Raw genomic sequence first — 16,014 nt, 5'->3', positions numbered from 1 at the left:
GATGTGAGGAGGTTATGAGATTGCAGAATTGATCGAGTGACCGTTAGAGAATCCGATCCTGCGCGAAGTTCTTCAATCCAGCGGACAGTTTAGGTATATTTGGCGCCCATCACAAGTGATCCCGTATCCATGCGCCGGACTCTGCACCGGTGTGATCCGGAGGTCGAGGCGTCCGGATGAGGGGTCGCAATAACGACGACAGATTTCCGACATTCAACCGACAAGGCGAGGGCATGACCATTACGGCAAGCTCAGAATCGACCGTTTCCGCGCGGGCATTATCGCGGTCATACGGCAGCAATCGCGCGGTGCGCGAAGTTTCCCTGCAACTCAAACGCGGTGAAGTCCTGGGTCTGCTCGGCCCGAACGGCGCGGGCAAGACCACGACCATGCAGATGCTTACCGGCAACCTCGCGCCCACCGGCGGCGAGGTGAGCATCTGCGGCATCGACCTGATCGATCAGCCGACCCAGGCGAAGTCGCGCATCGGTTACCTGCCCGAGGTGCCACCTTTATATCGGGAACTCAAGGTCGACGAATACCTGCGCCTGGCCGGACGCCTGCATAAAGTCAAGAAGGGTGCGCTCGACCAGGCTGTGCAGCGCGCCAGGAGCCGTTGCGGCCTGAACGACATGGGCGGCCGACTGATCGGCTCGCTCTCCAAGGGGTATCAGCAGCGCGTCGGGATTGCCCAGGCGATCATCCACGAACCCGACGTGATCATCCTCGACGAACCCACCATCGGCCTCGATCCCAATCAGATCCGCGAGATCCGCTCCCTGATCAAGGACCTGGGCCGCGATCACAGCGTGATTCTGTCCACGCACATCCTGCCGGAGGTCGAAGCGGTATGCGATCGCGTGCAGATCCTGCATCGCGGCGAAGTCGTATTCAACGACACGATCGCGGGTCTCAAGCAGTTTCGCGGCGGCCATACGCTGCAGCTCGGCCTGCGCAATCCGCCAACGCCGGAAGACATCGGCCGCGTCGCAGGGGATGCCTCGGTCGATGCCGTCAACGCCAATCTGTTTCGCGTGCATCCGCGCGCAGGAACCGATCCTACTGACGAACTGGTGCGCGCATCGGTCGAGCGCGGCTGGAGGTTGTTTCAACTGCAGCCGGCCCAGGCCAGCCTGGAAGAGGTGTTCGTGCAGCTTACCCAACGCGAAGAGGAGGCACCGGCATGATTCGCACCATCATCATGAAGGAATTGCGCACGTTGTTCGCCTCGCCGCTGGCGTGGGTGGTGCTGGCCTTCCTGCAGATCATCCTCGCCTGGATTTTCCTCACCCGTGTGGACTATTTCCTCACCATCCAGGGACAACTGGCGCGCGTGCCGAACGCCCCGGGGCTGACCGAGATCGTCGTGGTGCCGATGTTCGGTATCGCATCGATCGTGCTGTTGATGTCGGTGCCGCTGCTCACCATGCGGCTGATCGCCGAGGAACGCCGCAACAGGACCATGACCATGCTGATGTCGGCACCGGTGTCGATGACGCAGATCGTACTCGGTAAATTTCTCGCCACCGTTCTGTTCCTCGCGATCATGGGCGGCCTCATCGCGCTGATGGCCTTGTCGCTGCTGATGGGCGGCAAGCTCGACTACGGCCTGCTCGTGGCAAATCTGCTCGGACTATTGCTGCTGACCGGCAGCTTTGCCGCCATTGGCCTGTTCGTGTCGTGCCTGACCACTCACCCGGTGGTGGCGGCGATCGGTGCACTTGCCGCCTTCCTAGTGCTGTGGCTGATCAACATCGCCGCGTCCGATCCGGGCAGCCCGGTGCACCTGTTCTCGCTGCTCAAGCATTTCGAAGGCTTCATGAACGGCGCCGTTGCGGTGACCGATCTGATTTATTTCGCACTGCTGACTGCGGTGTTCCTCATTCTTTCCATCCGGCGCCTCGACGCCGACCGGCTACGCGCATGAAACTGAACCAAAAACTTAGAATGCAGTTGCTGATCCAGAACGGCCTGTTCGTCGTACTGCTGATCGGCTTCGCGATGGCGATCGTGTGGGTCACCAAAGACATCAAGACACAATGGGATCTGACCCAGGGTCAACGCAACACCTTGTCGCAGGCTTCCATCGACGTGCTCAAGCAGGTTATCGGACCGGTCAAGGTGACGGCCTACGCGACTGCGCAAGATGCCGAGGGCGACGCGCGCAAAACGGTGGAGACTTTCCTGGGCAGTTACCTGCGCGCGAAGAAGGATTTCGTACTGACATTCGTCGATCCGCGCGAGCAGCCGCAGAAGGCGCAGGCGGCGGGCGTGCGCGCAAACGGTGAACTGGTGGTCGAGTACAACGGGCGCAGCGAGCACCTCACCAACTTGACCGAACAGGATCTGACCAATCTTCTGCTCCGGCTGGCGCGTTCGGCGGAACGCCAGGTGATTTACCTGGACGGGCATGGCGAGCGCAAACTCGACGGCCGGGCCAATCACGATCTCGGCGATTTCGGCGCACAGCTGCGCGTGAAGGGTTTCAAGACCGCGTCCCTGAACCTGGCAATTGCTCAGGAAGTGCCGGACAACGTCGCCGTGCTGATCATCGCCAGTCCGCGGGTCGATCTGCTCCCCGGCGAAGTCATCAAGATCAAGCACTGGATCGAGAAAGGCGGCAACCTGCTGTGGCTGATCGACAACGATTCGTTGCACGGCTTGCAGGGGCTCGCCGACGACCTTGGACTGAGTCTTATGTCGGGCACGGTAGTCGATCCGCGTGCCGGTGGGCTCAAGCTGCCCGCGACTTTCGCCCTTGCGACCGGCTACGGCCAGCACCGCATCACTGAGAATTCGACGGTCACCAGCGTCTTTCCGTACGCACGCAGGATTGCGGCCAGCGAAGGAAGCAAATGGCGCTTTACGCCGCTGGTGGAGGTTGCGCAGGACGGCTGGCTGGAAACCAGTCCCATCGACAACAATGTCGCCTTCGACCGCAACAAGGATGTGCGCGGGCCGATCGTTGTTGCGGCGGCACTGGAACGCTCCGTGGGTGAGCGCAAGCAACGCGTCGTCGTGACGGGAAGCGGGCATTTCCTCGCCAATCAGTTCATCGGCACACTGGGCAATCTCGATCTGGGCGTGAATATGCTCAACTGGCTGGCCGGTGACGACGCGCTGATCACCGTGCAGCCGCGCACCCGCTCCGACCTGACGCTGGAACTGACGCGCTCCGGGCTGGCGCTCGTGGGCTTCGGTTTTCTGCTGGTGCTGCCGCTCGCCTTGCTGGTCTCCGGCGGCGTCATCTGGTGGCGGCGACGCAAGGCATGAAGTCCAGGATTCTGCTCAACCTGACGCTGATCGCGGCGCTGGTCGCGCTGTCGTTGTACACCTATTTCAAGCCCTGGCAGGACGCCGCTCCGTCGGTCAGGCTTACTCAGCTCAAGCGCGACGACATTACCCGCATCGCCATCGAACCGCGTAGTGCCGCGGCCATCAAACTGGAAAAGCTCGACGGCGCATGGCGGATCGTCGCGCCGCTCACGGCGCAGGCCGAAGCCACGCAGGTGGACCGCCTGGTCGACATCGTCAATGCCAACGCCAAGCAAAAGCTTTCGAATGCCGACCTCAGCCAGTTCGATCTGAATCCGCCGCAGGTGCGCGTGACGCTCAACGATCAGGCCATCGCCTTCGGCCGCATCAACGACATCACCTACGAACAATATGTAGCAACCGCGGACGGGGTCTATCTGGTGCCCCCGCTCTACGGTTACGGCATTTCCACCGAGGTCGGCAAGCTGCTGAGCCGGCGACTGCTGGACCAGGGCGAAGTGCCGGTGTCGTTCAATTTCGGCCGCTACCGGATCGAACGCGACGACAAAGGCACCTGGACCGCCAGCGGTGAATTTGCCGCAGCGAAGGATCAGCCGCTGCCCCAGGACGATTTCAACCGCTGGGCGGACGAATGGCGATACACGTCGGCACTCAGCGTCGAACCGGACAAAAGCAGCCGTTCGCGCGAACAGGTAAACGTTCGCTTCAAAAGCGGCAGAGCGGTGACTATGCGCATCGTGCAAAAAGAACCGGACTTCCAGTTGGTACGCAGCGACAACGGGATGCGTTATCACTTCGGTGTGGAGGTCGGGCGTCGCCTGCTCGATCCACGCGTCGTCGCAAGAAAATAGCAGGCGGACGTGCCGGAACTGCCAGAGGTCGAAACCACGCGCCGCGGCCTGGCGCCGCACATGCAGGGCCAACGCGTGGAGACCGTGATCGTGCGCAATCGTGCACTGCGCTGGCCGATACCACGCAATCTTGCCAAACAGGTCTGCGGCCGCACCGTGCGCGCCGTCGAGCGGCGCGGCAAATATCTCTTGATCGACTGCGGCACGGGCTGGATGATCCTGCACTTGGGCATGTCCGGCAGCTTGCGGGTCGTCCCCAACGGCACGCCGGCCGGCAAACATGATCATGTAGATCTGGTGCTGAGCTCCGGGATGATCGCCAGGCTCACCGACCCGCGTCGCTTCGGTGCATTGCTGTGGGAGGCGGACGATCCGCTTCGCCATCCGCTGCTGGCGCGGCTGGCCCCCGAACCGTTGGGAACCGAATTCCATGCGGCCTGGCTGCATGCCCGTACCCGCGGACGCAGCGCCGCAATCAAGACCATCGTGATGGACAGTCACATTGTGGTCGGCGTAGGCAACATTTACGCAAGCGAATCGCTGTTTCGCGCCGGCATCCATCCCGGCCTCGCCGCGGGCCGGGTTTCCTTGCTGCGTTGCGAAAAACTGGTCGCTGCCATCCAGGAAACGCTCGCCGCCGCCATCGACGCCGGCGGCAGTACCCTGCGCGATTACGTGGGCGCGGAAGGCGATCCAGGCTACTTTCAGCAAACCTATTTCGTCTATGGTCGGCAGGGTGAGCCTTGCCGGGTCTGCGGCACAACCATCAAGGCCTTGCGTCAGGGACAGCGCTCGACTTTCTTCTGCCCGGTCTGCCAGCGCCGGTGAGGAAATAATTCCCGGACTGGCTCTTCTTTCTTTCCGAACATAGGCTTTCGTTTTTTCCTTGACTCGTCGGGAAAACATCCTGAGAATCCCTGCATACCGAAATGCGGAACCGGGCTGGCCTCAGCATGTCGAGAAGGCGTCCAAACATCGCGGTTTGCGGTTTCTGTATCAGGGAAAAGAATGGCGGACGCGTCGTCTGGCCGCCGTTTCTTGTCGAAAAACTATCCCACGGCGACATGGCTATATCTTGGGGAATAATTCTGGAGAGGAATCCAATATGACTAGCAAAAAACGTTACCTGCGCATCGCGCTGGCGGCGGCGCTTGCCGTGGCCTTCGCCGCGGGAAGCTCCATCGCTGCGGATGTCGATGGCAACCGTGTGCTCAATGCAGACAAAGAACTCGAAAAAGGCAACTGGATCACTTATCACGGTTCGTACAAGTCCTGGCACTACAGCCCGCTGACGCAGATCAGCACGGGCAACGTCGGCAAGCTGAGCGAAGCTTGGTCGCATACGGCTTCCCGCGCCAATCGGGGTCTGCAGAGCTTCCCCCTGGCCATCGACGGCGTGCTGTACTACTCGAGCCCGTATAACCAGGTCTACGCGCTGGACGGCGCCACGGGTCAGATGATCTGGACGTACAAGCAGAAGCTGAACGAGGATCTGGTCGCCCGGCAAACCCACTCCCCCTACAACCGTGGTATCGCCGCCGGCTACGGCAACATCTTCATCGGCACCCTGGACGGCAAGCTGGCTGCAATCGACATGAAGACGGGCAAACTCAGCTGGGAAACCAAGCTGATCGACTCCGAGAAGCTGACGGTCGGTTTCACCGGCGCGCCGCTGCTGGTCAAGGACAAGATCATCATCGGTTCGCAAGGCGGCGAGTGGCCTTACCGCGGTCCGATCTTCGGCGTCAACGCCAAGACCGGTGACAAGGTATGGGAGTTCTTCACCGTCGGCGGCAATGAAGGCACGCCGAGCGACCGGCGCGACACTTGGGGCAACGACTCCTGGAAGGTGGGTGGCGGCGGCGGCTGGATGGCTGGCGCTTATGATTCCGAGACCAACTCGGTGTGGTGGGGTACCGCCAACCCGGCGCCGCTGTACGACTGGTCGGGTGACAAGTGGATGACCGAAGGTGCGCGTCCCGGCCTCAACCTCTACATCACGTCGGTCCTCCTGCTGGATCCGGACACCGGCAACCTGAAGGCATATCATCAGGAACTGCCGCACGACGCCTGGGACTTCGACTCTTCCATGGGCGAGTTCGTGTTCCTGGAGCGCGACGGCAAGAAGTATGTCGTGCACCCCAACAAGGGCGGCTTCATCTTCGTCTATGACCGTTCCGGCAAGCCCGTCAACGTGTACAAGGGCGTCGATGCCATCACCTTCGTCAAGGACATCAAACCCGACGGCACGCTGGTCGGGCGCGTCGACTACACGGAAGGCAAGCACGAGAACCTCTGCCCGGCGATTGCGGGCGGGTATAGCTGGAACGCGGGGACTTACAATCCGAAGACCGGCCTGTTCTACCGGGTCGGCTACGAGTGGTGCATCGACTTTACGGTTGTAAAGACCGAGCCGATCACCGAACCGGTGGTGCAGTTGAACATCGGCGCGGACTTCACGTTCGTGCCGCCCAAGGGCCAAAAATCGATGGGCGGCCACATCCGTGCGCGCGATCCGCTCACCGGCAAGGTTAAGTTCGAAATCCCCTACGTCGGCGCCACCCCGCACGCCAGCCTGCTGAGCACTGGCGGCGGCGTATTGTTCGTTCCCGAGGCCGATGGCACGCTGGCCGCGTACGACGCAGCCAACGGCAAGAAGCTGTGGACGCACAACGACGGCCAGGGCCATAACGGCGGCATCATCACCTACCTGGCCAAGGGCAAGCAGTATGTCGCGGTCATGACCGGCTGGGGCTCGCTGGTCGGCGACGGCTACGGCGACTGGTATGGCGAGCCGTGGAAGAGCATGCCGAAGGACTCCGGCGTTCTGAAGGTGTTCGCGTTGCAGTAAAGGGCAAGCAGTTATACTTTGGTTAAAGGGCGGGAACGGTGTTCCCGCCCTTTTTTGTCCACGCAGGCGGCATTCAAACCGTTAAAGCGAACAAGTGGCGCGAACCGCGCGGCGAGTTCATGTCAATTCAAAGAAGGATCACTGCATTGAGAACCACAGGAAGTTTCCCGCAAATGCGACGCCTCCTACTGATCGGTGCCGTGTTGGCCCTGGGCCTGTCTTGCGCGGCGCTTGCCGACGAGCAAAAACCGCCCGCCAAGCCGCTGGACGTGAAGAACACGTTTCGAAACATCTGCGGTTTCTGTCACGAAAACTACGGCCGCAAGGCCGCCAAGGGACCGCAACTGATGAACACGGAGCGGTCCGACGAATTCCTGTTCAACCGGATCAAAAACGGGATGCCAGGCCGGATGGCGGCCTTCGGCAGCGCATTCACGGAAGATCAAATCCGGCAGATCGTGAAATTCATCCGCAACCTCAAGCCGGACGAGGAGCCCCAGAATCCATGAACCGTTCCATGAACCTGTCCCGGATGCGCGCCGGGTATGCAATGGCTTGCGTGTGCACCGCGTTACTGCTTCCGGTTGCCGAGAACGCCAGCGCCCGCACTCTTGCCGAAGTGAAATCGCTGGGCGCCATTTCCATGTGCGCAAATCGCGACGCTCTGCCTTATGCCAGCAACAAGCCGGAAACGCCGGGATTCCAGATCGAGATCGGGCGCGCTATCGCCGAGGGCTTGGGTGTGCCCCTGAACATTGAATGGATCTTCCCGCGCCGGCGCGCCAATGTCGTCAACTGCGACATGTTGCTCGATAACATCAACGACCCGGAAGTCAACGAGGGCCGGATGCGGTTGTCGCGTCCTTACCAGAAATCGGGGCTTGCCCTCGGGCTGCGCCAGGACGCCGAAGCTATCAGCGACTTCATGGAACTGAAAAAGGGCCAGAAGATCGGCGTGATGGTCAGCTCGTATGCCGGCATGGTGCTCGGCAAGGCGGGAAAAAGCATTTCGCCCTATGCCTTCCAGTCCGACATGGTGGAAGATCTGCAGAAGGGCGAGTTGTACGGAGCTGCGGTGTCGGCGGCGACCATGAGCTACTACATTCTTCAACACCCGGACTCGGGGCTGCGTCTGGTGAACGCGTTCGACGGCGTGCCCCAACTCTCATGGGAGGTGGCCGTGGGGCTGCGCAAGTCCGACGCCGCGCTGGTGGACGCCGTCAACGAGATACTGGGAAAACTGATCGCAGACGGCACGCTTGCCCGCATCTACGCCAAATACGGCGTCGAGCACCGCCTTCCCTAGACAACCCCGGGCGCGTGGTCAGGCCGCAGGTGCCTTGACCTTTTGCTCGGTGAGCCGCAGATATTTCTGAACTAGCTGTTCCCCGCTCTCGACATACTCCGGATTCAGGGGAATGCAATCCACCGGACAGACTTCCTGGCATTGCGGCCGGTCGTAGTGTCCAACGCATTCGGTGCACTTGCCCGGATCAATCTGATAGATCTCCGCGCCTTGTGAGATGGCGTTGTTGGGGCACTCCGGCTCGCATACGTCGCAGTTGATGCACTCGTCGGTGATCATCAATGCCATCGGCTTATCCCCGCTCCAGTCTTGCCTTCATGTGGGGAATCACCGCCGAGTTCACGAACGGAGAAACGTCCCCGCCGAGCGAAGCGATTTCGCGCACCATGGTGGCGGAGATGAACATGTACTGCTCCGCCGGCGTCAGAAAGAGCGTCTCGACGTCGGGATACAGATTGCGGTTCATGCCTGCCATCTGAAATTCGTATTCGAAATCCGATACGGCCCGCAGACCGCGCAGGATTATCTTGGCATCGTGCTTGCGGAGGAAATCCATCAGCAGTCCGGAAAACCCCTCCACCCGCACGTTCGGAAATGCGCCCAGCGTCTCCTTCGCCATTGCCACGCGTTCATCGACATCAAAGAACGGACGCTTGCCGCGGCTATCCGCTACGGCAACGATCATCTCATCGAATAAAGTGGACGCACGGCGCACCAAGTCCTCGTGCCCGCGCGTGATCGGATCGAAGGTTCCGGGATAGACCACCCGGTTGATTCGCGTTTTCATGATTGGACGTATTTTATCAGCAGACCGTGCACCTGCCCGGCGCGGGTCTGTTTCAGGACCTCGAACCCCTCCGGCATGACGACCGGCGCTTCGGTTTCCAGATAAACGCGCGCCTCGGGTTCCAGTCGGACCGGTAGCAATGGCAGCAGCCGCGGCAGCCATCCGAGTCGGAACGGAGGATCGAGGAACACCACGTCGTAGCGGCGCGCATCCGTCTTGAGGAAGCCGAAGGCGTCCGCGCGATGCAATTCGACCCGCCCGGCGGCAAGTGCCGTTTGCGTTGCCAGCAGGGCACGGTGAACCGCCACGTCGTGCTCGACCATTACCACTTGGCGCGCGCCGCGCGACGCGGCTTCAAATCCAAGGGCGCCGCTGCCGGCAAACAGGTCAAGGCAAACTTTCCCGGTGAGGTTCTGTCCCAGCCAGTTGAACAGTGTTTCCCGCATCCGGTCGGGCGTCGGTCGCAGGGATGGCGAGTCCGGAAAGCGCACGATCCGGCTGCGCCATTGGCCACCGACAATGCGCACCTGGTTTGTCTTCAAGCGCGGGACCCGATCAAAGTGATTGTTGCGGCGCAGGCTAGCATGCGCACGACCAGCGCGCAGTCAGCGCGATTCCGCTCCGGCGACGATCACCGTGGCCATGCGTTCCGGATGCATGCGCCGATGCCAGGCCTCCTTCACCTGCTCCAGCGTGACTCGTTCGATCTGAGCGGAAAAGTCATCCAGGTAGGTCAGCGGCAGCCGATAGAACCCGATGATTGAAAGGTAATCCTGAATTTTCTTGTTGCTGTCTATGCGCAGGGGAAAACCGCCGATGATGTTCAGCTTGGCGGCGTCCAGTTCCTGCTGCGTCGGTCCTTCGGCGACGAATCTTGCCAGCGTGTCTTGCGCCACCCTCAATGCCTCTTCCGCCTGTTCCTTCTTGGTCTGCACCGCGATCTGGAACGGCCCTTCCTGCGCCAGCGGATTGAAGTAGCTATAGGTGCTGTAGGCGTAACCGCGCTTCTGCCGGATTTCTTCGTTGAGCCGAGAAGAGAAGCCGCCGCCGCCGAGTACGTAGTTGCCCAGCCATAACGGGAAGTAGTCGGGATCCAGGCGCTTGATGCCGGGCTGGCCGATGAGGATGTGCGCCTGGGTGGCCGGATGCACTATCCGGCTCGTCTGTCCGGTTTTGAGTTGAGCTATCGGCGGCAATGCCGGCAATGGTAGGGATCTGCGACCCAGGCCGGCGGTCAATTGTTCGGCAATCGCGCCGGCCTCGCTGCGCGTAAGGTCGCCGATGATCGACACCACTGCATCGCCCGCAGTGAAATGCTGTCGATAAAAAACCACAACGTCCTCACGACGTAACTTCGCAACCGTCTCGATCTGGCCGGAACCGCGCAGGGAATAGGGATGCCCGCCGTAGAGCAGATGCCTGAATTCGCGATCGGCGAGTACCTCCGGCTTGGTCTCGGCTTCCCTCAATCCGGCCAGCGTGCGCTGCTGCTCGCGTTCGAAAATCTGCTGCGGAAATGTCGGTTTCTGCAACACGGCCGCCAATAGACCCAACGCCTCGTCGCGCTCTCGCGCGCTCGACAAGGTGCGTAAACCGTAGCCTGCGCGGTCCATGTCGAAACGGCCTGACATGTCAGCGCCGACACTTGCGAGCCGCTCCGAGATTTCGTCTTCGCCGAGCGCTTCCGCACCGGCGCGCATCAGGCCCAGCGTCAGTGACGCCGCTCCGGATTTATCGGCTGCGTCGCGACTGGCACCCGCCGGAAAATCCACCGCGAGATCCAGCATCGGCAGATCGTGGGTTTCGACGAATAATACCCGCGCACCGCTCGTCGTCTGCCATTGCTGGATGGGCAAGGTGGCGTTCGTTGCCGATGCCGCAACCGTGCAGGCAAGCGTCAGCAAACCTTTCAGAAGCCGTACACTAGCGCTGGTCACGTCCGCCTCCTTCCGGGTTCGGACGCGGGCGCTTGCCGCCGGGCAATGGTTGCGGATCAAGCACCGCGACGCTGAGGTTGTCGTCGATGAAATATTTCCGCGCTACTTCACGCACCTGGTCGGCGGTCACTTCTTGCAATTTCCTTACCTGCAAATCCGAAGAATCGTACGGCAATCCGATGGTCTGCAACATGCCGATGCGCATCGCCTGGTAGTAGACCGAGTCGCGCGCGTAGACCTGGGCAGCGGTGACCTGCGCTTTCACCCGCTGCAATTCGTCGTTGCTGACGCCCTGCTCCACCAACACCCGAATCTGATCCCGGAGCGCCGCTTCGAGGTCGGCCACCGTCTTGCCCTCGGCGGGCACCCCGTCCAGAAAGAACAGTGCCGGGCCGCGATTGATCAGGTCATAACTGGAATTGGCTGAATTCGCCACGCGCGTGCTTCTGACCAGTTCACGATTGAGTCGCGACGCGTCATTGCCGTCGAGAATGCCGTTCAGAACAAAAAGCGCATAGGGCTCCCAGTCGCTTTCGACGTACTGCAACACCGGCACGCGATAGGCCATCACCAGATAGGGCAATTCGGCGGGAGCCTTGACAGTGATGCGCTTGATGCCAAACTGGTGCGGTTCGATCTGCATCTTGCGTTCGGGCAAAACACGCGCCGGAATCGATCCAAAAAACTTCTCTGCCAGCTGGAAAACCTCTTCGGGGTCGACGTCACCGGCAACAACCAGCGTCGCGTTGTTCGGCGCGTACCATTTGTCATACCAGCCACGCGCGTCTGCAAGTTGCATGTTCTGCAGGTCGTTCATCCAGCCGACTACCGGTGAGCGATACGGGTGCGACAGGTAGACTGTCGCCATCAGCTGTTCGTGCAACTGCGAGTGCGAATCGTCGTCCGTGCGGGAACGCCGCTCCTCCATGACCACCTTCAGCTCCTTGGCGAATTCATCCCCGGCAAAGGACAGGTTGAGCATGCGATCGGCTTCCAGCTCCAGCGCGAGCGGCAGCCTGGATTTGTGCAATTGCTGGTAGTACGCGGTGTAGTCGCGCGACGTAAATGCATTCTCACGACCGCCGGCACGGGCGATGGTACGGGAGAACTCTCCTGCGGGAACCTTCTGCGTGCCTTTGAACATCATGTGCTCGAGCATGTGAGCGACGCCGGTAGTGCCGCTCACTTCGTCCATGCTGCCGGCGCGATACCACACCATCGACACCGCAACTGGCGAGCGGTGGTCTTCCTTGACGATGACCTTCATTCCGTTGGCCAGCGTGCGTTGTGGGATCGCAGCCGCAAAAGCGCTCGCCCCGGTGCATACCAGAGCCAGGGCAACCATACAGGATCGAAGCAGCGAATTCGTTGTCAACATGCTTATGGGTGAACCGGGAACAAACAGAATAGAATTGCCGACGTTGATGGCGATTTTTGGAATCGGTGTGACAGCGTGAGAGTATGTTAAGTTTCCTGAAGCGTGACAAGAGCGCAATCGCGCAAGCCGGCAGTACGGGCTGGGCGACGAAATTACGGCAGGGGCTGGCGGCCACCCGGGCGCGACTGGGTGCGCAGCTCGCGGCTGTGTTCGGCGCCGGCCGCAGGATAGACGAAGCGCTGTTCGAGGAGATGGAGTCAGTCCTGCTTGCCTGCGACGTGGGCGTCGAAGCAACCGCGCACCTGCTCGGCGCGGCGCGCGCCCAAGTCCGGGCGCAAGGTTTGACGGACGCTTCGCAAATTCACGAAGTTCTTAAACAGACGTTGCTCGAGTTGCTGAAGCCGCTGGAGCAACCGCTCGACATTTCCCGGGCCTCGCCATTCGTTATCCTGATCGCAGGGGTAAACGGCGCCGGAAAAACGACTTCGATCGGCAAGCTCACGCGACTATTCCAGGCGGAGGGCAAATCCGTTCTTCTGGCAGCTGGAGATACATTCCGCGCCGCCGCGCGCGAACAGTTGAAAGTATGGGGCGAGCGCAACAACGTCACCGTCATTGCACAGGAAGGCGGCGATACCGCCGCGGTCGTGTTCGATGCAATCCAGTCGGCAAAAGCGAAGGAAATCGATGTGGTCATCGCGGATACGGCCGGGCGCCTGCCGACGCAGTTGCATCTGATGGAGGAGATTCGCAAGGTCAAGCGAGTGATCGCCAAGGCCATCCCCGATGCGCCGCATGAAGTGCTGCTGGTGCTCGACGCCAACAATGGGCAGAACGCCGTCAACCAAGTGAGGGCGTTTGATGCAGCGCTTGGCGTTACCGGCATCGTACTCACGAAGCTGGACGGCACCGCCAAGGGCGGCGCAATAGCCGCCATTGCGCGTCACAAGCCGATTCCTTTGCGTTTCATCGGCGTCGGCGAGGACGTCGAGGATCTGCGTCCATTCTCTGCCGGAGAATTCGTGGAGGCTTTGTTCGAGTGAGTTCAGCGGCAACCCGCGGCTCGATGATCCAGGTCAGCCATGTCTCCAAGCGCTATGCCGGCGGCTTTGAAGCGTTGCGCGACGTGACCTTCTCGGTTGAATCCGGAGAGATGGTCTTCATCACCGGCCACTCCGGCGCGGGGAAAAGCACACTGCTGAAACTGATCACCGCCATCGAAATGCCGACGGCGGGCGGCGTCATCATCAATGGCCAGAACGTGTCGGCAATGAAGCCGGGCATCATTCCCTTTTTCCGCCGCAACTTCGGGCTGATTTTCCAGGATCACAAGCTGTTGTTCGACCGCAGCGTGTTCGAGAATGTAGCATTGCCGCTGGCGATTACCGGCTTTCCGCGCGGAGAGATCGCCAGACGCACCCGGGCTGCCCTCGACAAAGTCGGTCTGCTTGGACGCGAAAAGGCCAAACCGATCACTTTGTCCGGCGGGGAGCAACAACGCCTGTGCATAGCTCGTGCCGTCGTCAATCGGCCCGCCATCCTGCTGGCCGACGAACCTACCGGCAATCTCGACACGGCTTATGCCGAGGAAATCATCGGCATGTTCAAGTTATTCAACCAAGTCGGCGTGACCGTGGTCATTGCTACGCATGATGAGGACATGATCGAGCGCCTCGGTCCCCGCGTTCTGCATCTCGACCACGGCAGGGTTGCCACATGAACTGGCTTCTGGTTCATCTCGACACCCTGCGCGAAAGCCTGGCGAGACTGGCGCGCCAGCCGGTTGCCTCGGCGCTGAACGTAGCGGTGATCGGCATTGCCCTGTCGTTGCCCGCCGGCTTCTATCTCGGGCTGAACAATTTGCAAACGTTCTCGCGGCAGCTATCCAGTGATCCTCAGGTAAGCATCTTCATGACTATCGATGCCGGCACGGCCGAAGTTGCGGCTGTGGAACAGCGATTGAAGTCCAATGCCGAAATCGGCCGGGTCGAGTTCATCACTCGAGACCAGGCTTTCGCCCGCCTCAAGCGCAGTGCCGGTCTCGCCGATGTCCTTGCGAATCTCGGCCGCAATCCCCTCCCGGACGCGTTCGTCGTGACTGCGCGCAATAATGATCCCGCCACCCTGGAAGCGCTGCGCGATCAAGCGCGGAAATGGCCAAAGGTCGAGCATGTGCAGCTGGATGCAGAATGGGCACGCCGGCTCGATGCGGCATTGAACGTCGGCAGAATGCTGGTCACCCTGCTGGCCGTACTGCTGGCGGTCGCGCTGGTAGCCGTGACCTTCAACACCATACGGCTGCAGATTCTCACCCGCCGTGACGAAATCGAGGTATCCAAGCTGATAGGCGCTACGAACCCTTTCATCCGCCGGCCGTTTCTGTATTTCGGCGCATTGCAGGGCCTGGCGGGCGGATTCGCTGCGTGGGCGATCGTCGCATTGGCGGTCCTGGTCCTGAATATTCAGCTTGCGGACTTGACCGGACTGTATGGCACCGCCTTCAAACTGGAATGGCCGGGCATCAGTGACACGATGACATTGTTGGCTTTTTCAGCCGCGCTGGGATGGCTGGGAGCGTGGCTATCAGTGAGTCGTCACTTATGGCTGATCGAGCCACGGTAGTGGATCTTTGAGCACGATCGCAGAGAACTTTCGGGACGGTTGGCACTCCTAGGTCACGAGTGCTAATATTCCGGCAAAGGAGATTTATTCCATGACGAATGCTTTGGCTCTTTCGATTCCCTTCCCGTCGTCGGCGGGCAGCCTGGATACCTATATCCAGGCAGTAAATCGTTTCCCGCTTCTGACTCAGGAAGAGGAAACCTCCTTGGCGCGCCGTCTGCGCGACGAGGAAGATGTGGAGGCTGCACGCCAGTTGGTGGTATCTCACCTGCGCGTGGTTGTGTCGATCGCTCGCGGCTACCTTGGCTACGGTTTGCCGCACGCCGACCTTGTCCAGGAAGGTAACGTCGGGCTGATGAAGGCGGTGAAGCGCTTTGATCCGGATCGCGGCGTGCGATTGGTGTCGTTCGCGGTGCACTGGATTCGCGCTGAAATCCATGAATTCATTCTGAAGAACTGGCGCGTCGTCAAAGTGGCGACCACCAAGGCGCAGCGCAAGCTGTTCTTCAACCTGCGCAGCCTGAAGCACAGCCATTCAACGATGACGCCGGACGAAGTCGATGCGGTCGCAAAACAGCTCAACGTCAAGCCCGGGGACGTGGTCGAGATGGAGACGCGCATGGGCGGCCATGACATAGCGCTGGAACCGCTAAGCGACGACGACGAAGACAGTTTTTCGCCGATCGCCTACTTGACCAATGCAGAAGACGAGCCTGGTCTGGTGTTGGAACACGAGCAATCGGAACGTGCCCGCAGCAAGGGTTTGGAAAGCGCGCTGACGGCGCTCGATCCGCGCAGCCGGCGAATCATCGAAGCGCGCTGGTTGCGTGAACAGGACAGCGCAACGCTGCACGATCTGGCCGGCGAGTTTGGTGTCTCCGCGGAACGCATCCGCCAGATCGAAAGTCAGGCGATGAAGAAAATTCGCAGCCTGATGGTTACTGCGCAGTAAGCGTCGGCAGCGGTTGTTTCAGGAAAAGCCCCGCAATGCGGGGCTTTTTTTGGC

The 16,014-nt window shown here is 60.8% G+C and carries 17 protein-coding genes; 12 read left to right on the top strand and 5 right to left on the bottom strand.

What is annotated here, in order from left to right; translation table 11 throughout:
- The first annotated feature begins 233 nt into the window (after positions 1-233).
- The 8 genes from HY067_17955 (at position 234) to HY067_17920 (ending at position 8,284) form a co-directional block, all read left to right on the top strand.
- Complete coding sequence (locus HY067_17955; GenBank protein MBI3529839.1) at positions 234-1,187, top strand: ABC transporter ATP-binding protein; 954 nt, start codon at positions 234-236, stop codon at positions 1,185-1,187.
- Positions 1,184-1,927, top strand: coding sequence for an ABC transporter permease subunit (locus tag HY067_17950; GenBank protein ID MBI3529838.1), 744 nt, complete (start codon positions 1,184-1,186; stop codon positions 1,925-1,927). The genes HY067_17955 and HY067_17950 overlap by 4 nt, the downstream gene beginning before the upstream one ends.
- Positions 1,924-3,273, top strand: coding sequence for a GldG family protein (locus tag HY067_17945; protein MBI3529837.1), 1,350 nt, complete (start codon positions 1,924-1,926; stop codon positions 3,271-3,273). The genes HY067_17950 and HY067_17945 overlap by 4 nt, the downstream gene beginning before the upstream one ends.
- Positions 3,270-4,127 (top strand): DUF4340 domain-containing protein, encoded by an 858-nt coding sequence (locus tag HY067_17940; protein MBI3529836.1) that lies wholly within the window; start codon positions 3,270-3,272, stop codon positions 4,125-4,127. Before HY067_17945 ends, HY067_17940 begins: the two co-directional genes overlap by 4 nt.
- A gap of 9 nt (positions 4,128-4,136) precedes the next feature.
- On the top strand, positions 4,137-4,955 hold the full coding sequence (mutM, locus tag HY067_17935) for a bifunctional DNA-formamidopyrimidine glycosylase/DNA-(apurinic or apyrimidinic site) lyase (protein MBI3529835.1): 819 nt from the start codon (positions 4,137-4,139) through the stop codon (positions 4,953-4,955).
- Between the two features lie 277 nt (positions 4,956-5,232).
- Positions 5,233-6,978, top strand: coding sequence for a PQQ-binding-like beta-propeller repeat protein (locus HY067_17930; protein MBI3529834.1), 1,746 nt, complete (start codon positions 5,233-5,235; stop codon positions 6,976-6,978).
- A gap of 173 nt (positions 6,979-7,151) precedes the next feature.
- Positions 7,152-7,487, top strand: coding sequence for a cytochrome c (locus tag HY067_17925; protein MBI3529833.1), 336 nt, complete (start codon positions 7,152-7,154; stop codon positions 7,485-7,487).
- Positions 7,484-8,284 (top strand): amino acid ABC transporter substrate-binding protein, encoded by an 801-nt coding sequence (locus HY067_17920; protein ID MBI3529832.1) that lies wholly within the window; start codon positions 7,484-7,486, stop codon positions 8,282-8,284. Before HY067_17925 ends, HY067_17920 begins: the two co-directional genes overlap by 4 nt.
- A gap of 18 nt (positions 8,285-8,302) precedes the next feature.
- On the opposite strand, the gene HY067_17915 is transcribed toward HY067_17920, so the two are convergent.
- The 5 genes from HY067_17915 to HY067_17895 form a co-directional block, all read right to left on the bottom strand.
- Entirely contained in the window at positions 8,303-8,572 is a 270-nt protein-coding gene (locus HY067_17915) for a YfhL family 4Fe-4S dicluster ferredoxin (protein MBI3529831.1), read from the bottom strand.
- A gap of 4 nt (positions 8,573-8,576) precedes the next feature.
- Complete coding sequence (gene coaD, locus HY067_17910) at positions 8,577-9,071, bottom strand: pantetheine-phosphate adenylyltransferase (GenBank protein MBI3529830.1); 495 nt, start codon at positions 9,069-9,071, stop codon at positions 8,577-8,579.
- The gene (rsmD, locus tag HY067_17905; GenBank protein MBI3529829.1) at positions 9,068-9,613 is read right to left on the bottom strand and encodes a 16S rRNA (guanine(966)-N(2))-methyltransferase RsmD; all 546 of its coding nucleotides are present in this window, start codon (positions 9,611-9,613) and stop codon (positions 9,068-9,070) included. The genes coaD and rsmD overlap by 4 nt, the downstream gene beginning before the upstream one ends.
- 63 nt (positions 9,614-9,676) lie before the next feature.
- Positions 9,677-10,984 (bottom strand): insulinase family protein, encoded by a 1,308-nt coding sequence (locus tag HY067_17900; protein MBI3529828.1) that lies wholly within the window; start codon positions 10,982-10,984, stop codon positions 9,677-9,679.
- 10 nt (positions 10,985-10,994) lie between these two features.
- Positions 10,995-12,353, bottom strand: coding sequence for an insulinase family protein (locus HY067_17895; protein MBI3529827.1), 1,359 nt, complete (start codon positions 12,351-12,353; stop codon positions 10,995-10,997).
- Positions 12,354-12,469: 116 nt separating this feature from the next.
- Here HY067_17895 and ftsY point away from each other — a divergent pair, with 116 nt between their 5' ends.
- The 4 genes from ftsY to rpoH all read left to right on the top strand — a co-directional run bounded on the left by ftsY (position 12,470) and on the right by rpoH (position 15,960).
- Positions 12,470-13,429, top strand: a complete 960-nt coding sequence (gene ftsY / locus HY067_17890; protein MBI3529826.1) for a signal recognition particle-docking protein FtsY — start codon at positions 12,470-12,472, stop codon at positions 13,427-13,429.
- A 23-nt stretch (positions 13,430-13,452) separates the two neighbouring features.
- Positions 13,453-14,106 carry a cell division ATP-binding protein FtsE gene (gene ftsE / locus HY067_17885; GenBank protein MBI3529825.1) on the top strand — a complete coding sequence of 218 codons (654 nt, stop codon included), beginning with the start codon at positions 13,453-13,455 and terminating at the stop codon, positions 14,104-14,106.
- The gene (locus HY067_17880) at positions 14,103-15,008 is read left to right on the top strand and encodes an ABC transporter permease (protein MBI3529824.1); all 906 of its coding nucleotides are present in this window, start codon (positions 14,103-14,105) and stop codon (positions 15,006-15,008) included. The genes ftsE and HY067_17880 overlap by 4 nt, the downstream gene beginning before the upstream one ends.
- A 91-nt stretch (positions 15,009-15,099) precedes the next feature.
- On the top strand, positions 15,100-15,960 hold the full coding sequence (gene rpoH / locus HY067_17875) for an RNA polymerase sigma factor RpoH (GenBank protein MBI3529823.1): 861 nt from the start codon (positions 15,100-15,102) through the stop codon (positions 15,958-15,960).
- Positions 15,961-16,014 lie beyond the last annotated feature (54 nt).

The sequence above is a fragment of the Betaproteobacteria bacterium genome (assembly GCA_016194905.1).
In the GTDB taxonomy this organism is placed as follows: Bacteria; Pseudomonadota; Gammaproteobacteria; order Burkholderiales; family JACQAP01; genus JACQAP01.
Note: the sequence above shows the minus strand (reverse complement) of the source record. Positions and strands in the feature narration are given on the sequence as shown.

Excerpts from the sequence above, each read along its gene's own strand:
- HY067_17925 (MBI3529833.1), top strand. The coding sequence starts at position 7,152 with ATGCGACGCCTCCTACTGATCGGTGCCGTGTTGGCCCTGGGCCTGTCT.
- HY067_17895 (MBI3529827.1), bottom strand. The coding sequence starts at position 12,353 with ATGGTTGCCCTGGCTCTGGTATGCACCGGGGCGAGCGCTTTTGCGGCT.
- HY067_17945 (MBI3529837.1), top strand. The coding sequence starts at position 1,924 with ATGAAACTGAACCAAAAACTTAGAATGCAGTTGCTGATCCAGAACGGC.
- HY067_17920 (MBI3529832.1), top strand. The coding sequence starts at position 7,484 with ATGAACCGTTCCATGAACCTGTCCCGGATGCGCGCCGGGTATGCAATG.
- coaD (MBI3529830.1), bottom strand. The coding sequence starts at position 9,071 with ATGAAAACGCGAATCAACCGGGTGGTCTATCCCGGAACCTTCGATCCG.
- ftsY (MBI3529826.1), top strand. The coding sequence starts at position 12,470 with ATGTTAAGTTTCCTGAAGCGTGACAAGAGCGCAATCGCGCAAGCCGGC.
- HY067_17940 (MBI3529836.1), top strand. The coding sequence starts at position 3,270 with ATGAAGTCCAGGATTCTGCTCAACCTGACGCTGATCGCGGCGCTGGTC.
- HY067_17880 (MBI3529824.1), top strand. The coding sequence starts at position 14,103 with ATGAACTGGCTTCTGGTTCATCTCGACACCCTGCGCGAAAGCCTGGCG.
- rpoH (MBI3529823.1), top strand. The coding sequence starts at position 15,100 with ATGACGAATGCTTTGGCTCTTTCGATTCCCTTCCCGTCGTCGGCGGGC.
- HY067_17915 (MBI3529831.1), bottom strand. The coding sequence starts at position 8,572 with ATGGCATTGATGATCACCGACGAGTGCATCAACTGCGACGTATGCGAG.
- HY067_17930 (MBI3529834.1), top strand. The coding sequence starts at position 5,233 with ATGACTAGCAAAAAACGTTACCTGCGCATCGCGCTGGCGGCGGCGCTT.
- ftsE (MBI3529825.1), top strand. The coding sequence starts at position 13,453 with ATGATCCAGGTCAGCCATGTCTCCAAGCGCTATGCCGGCGGCTTTGAA.
- HY067_17950 (MBI3529838.1), top strand. The coding sequence starts at position 1,184 with ATGATTCGCACCATCATCATGAAGGAATTGCGCACGTTGTTCGCCTCG.
- HY067_17955 (MBI3529839.1), top strand. The coding sequence starts at position 234 with ATGACCATTACGGCAAGCTCAGAATCGACCGTTTCCGCGCGGGCATTA.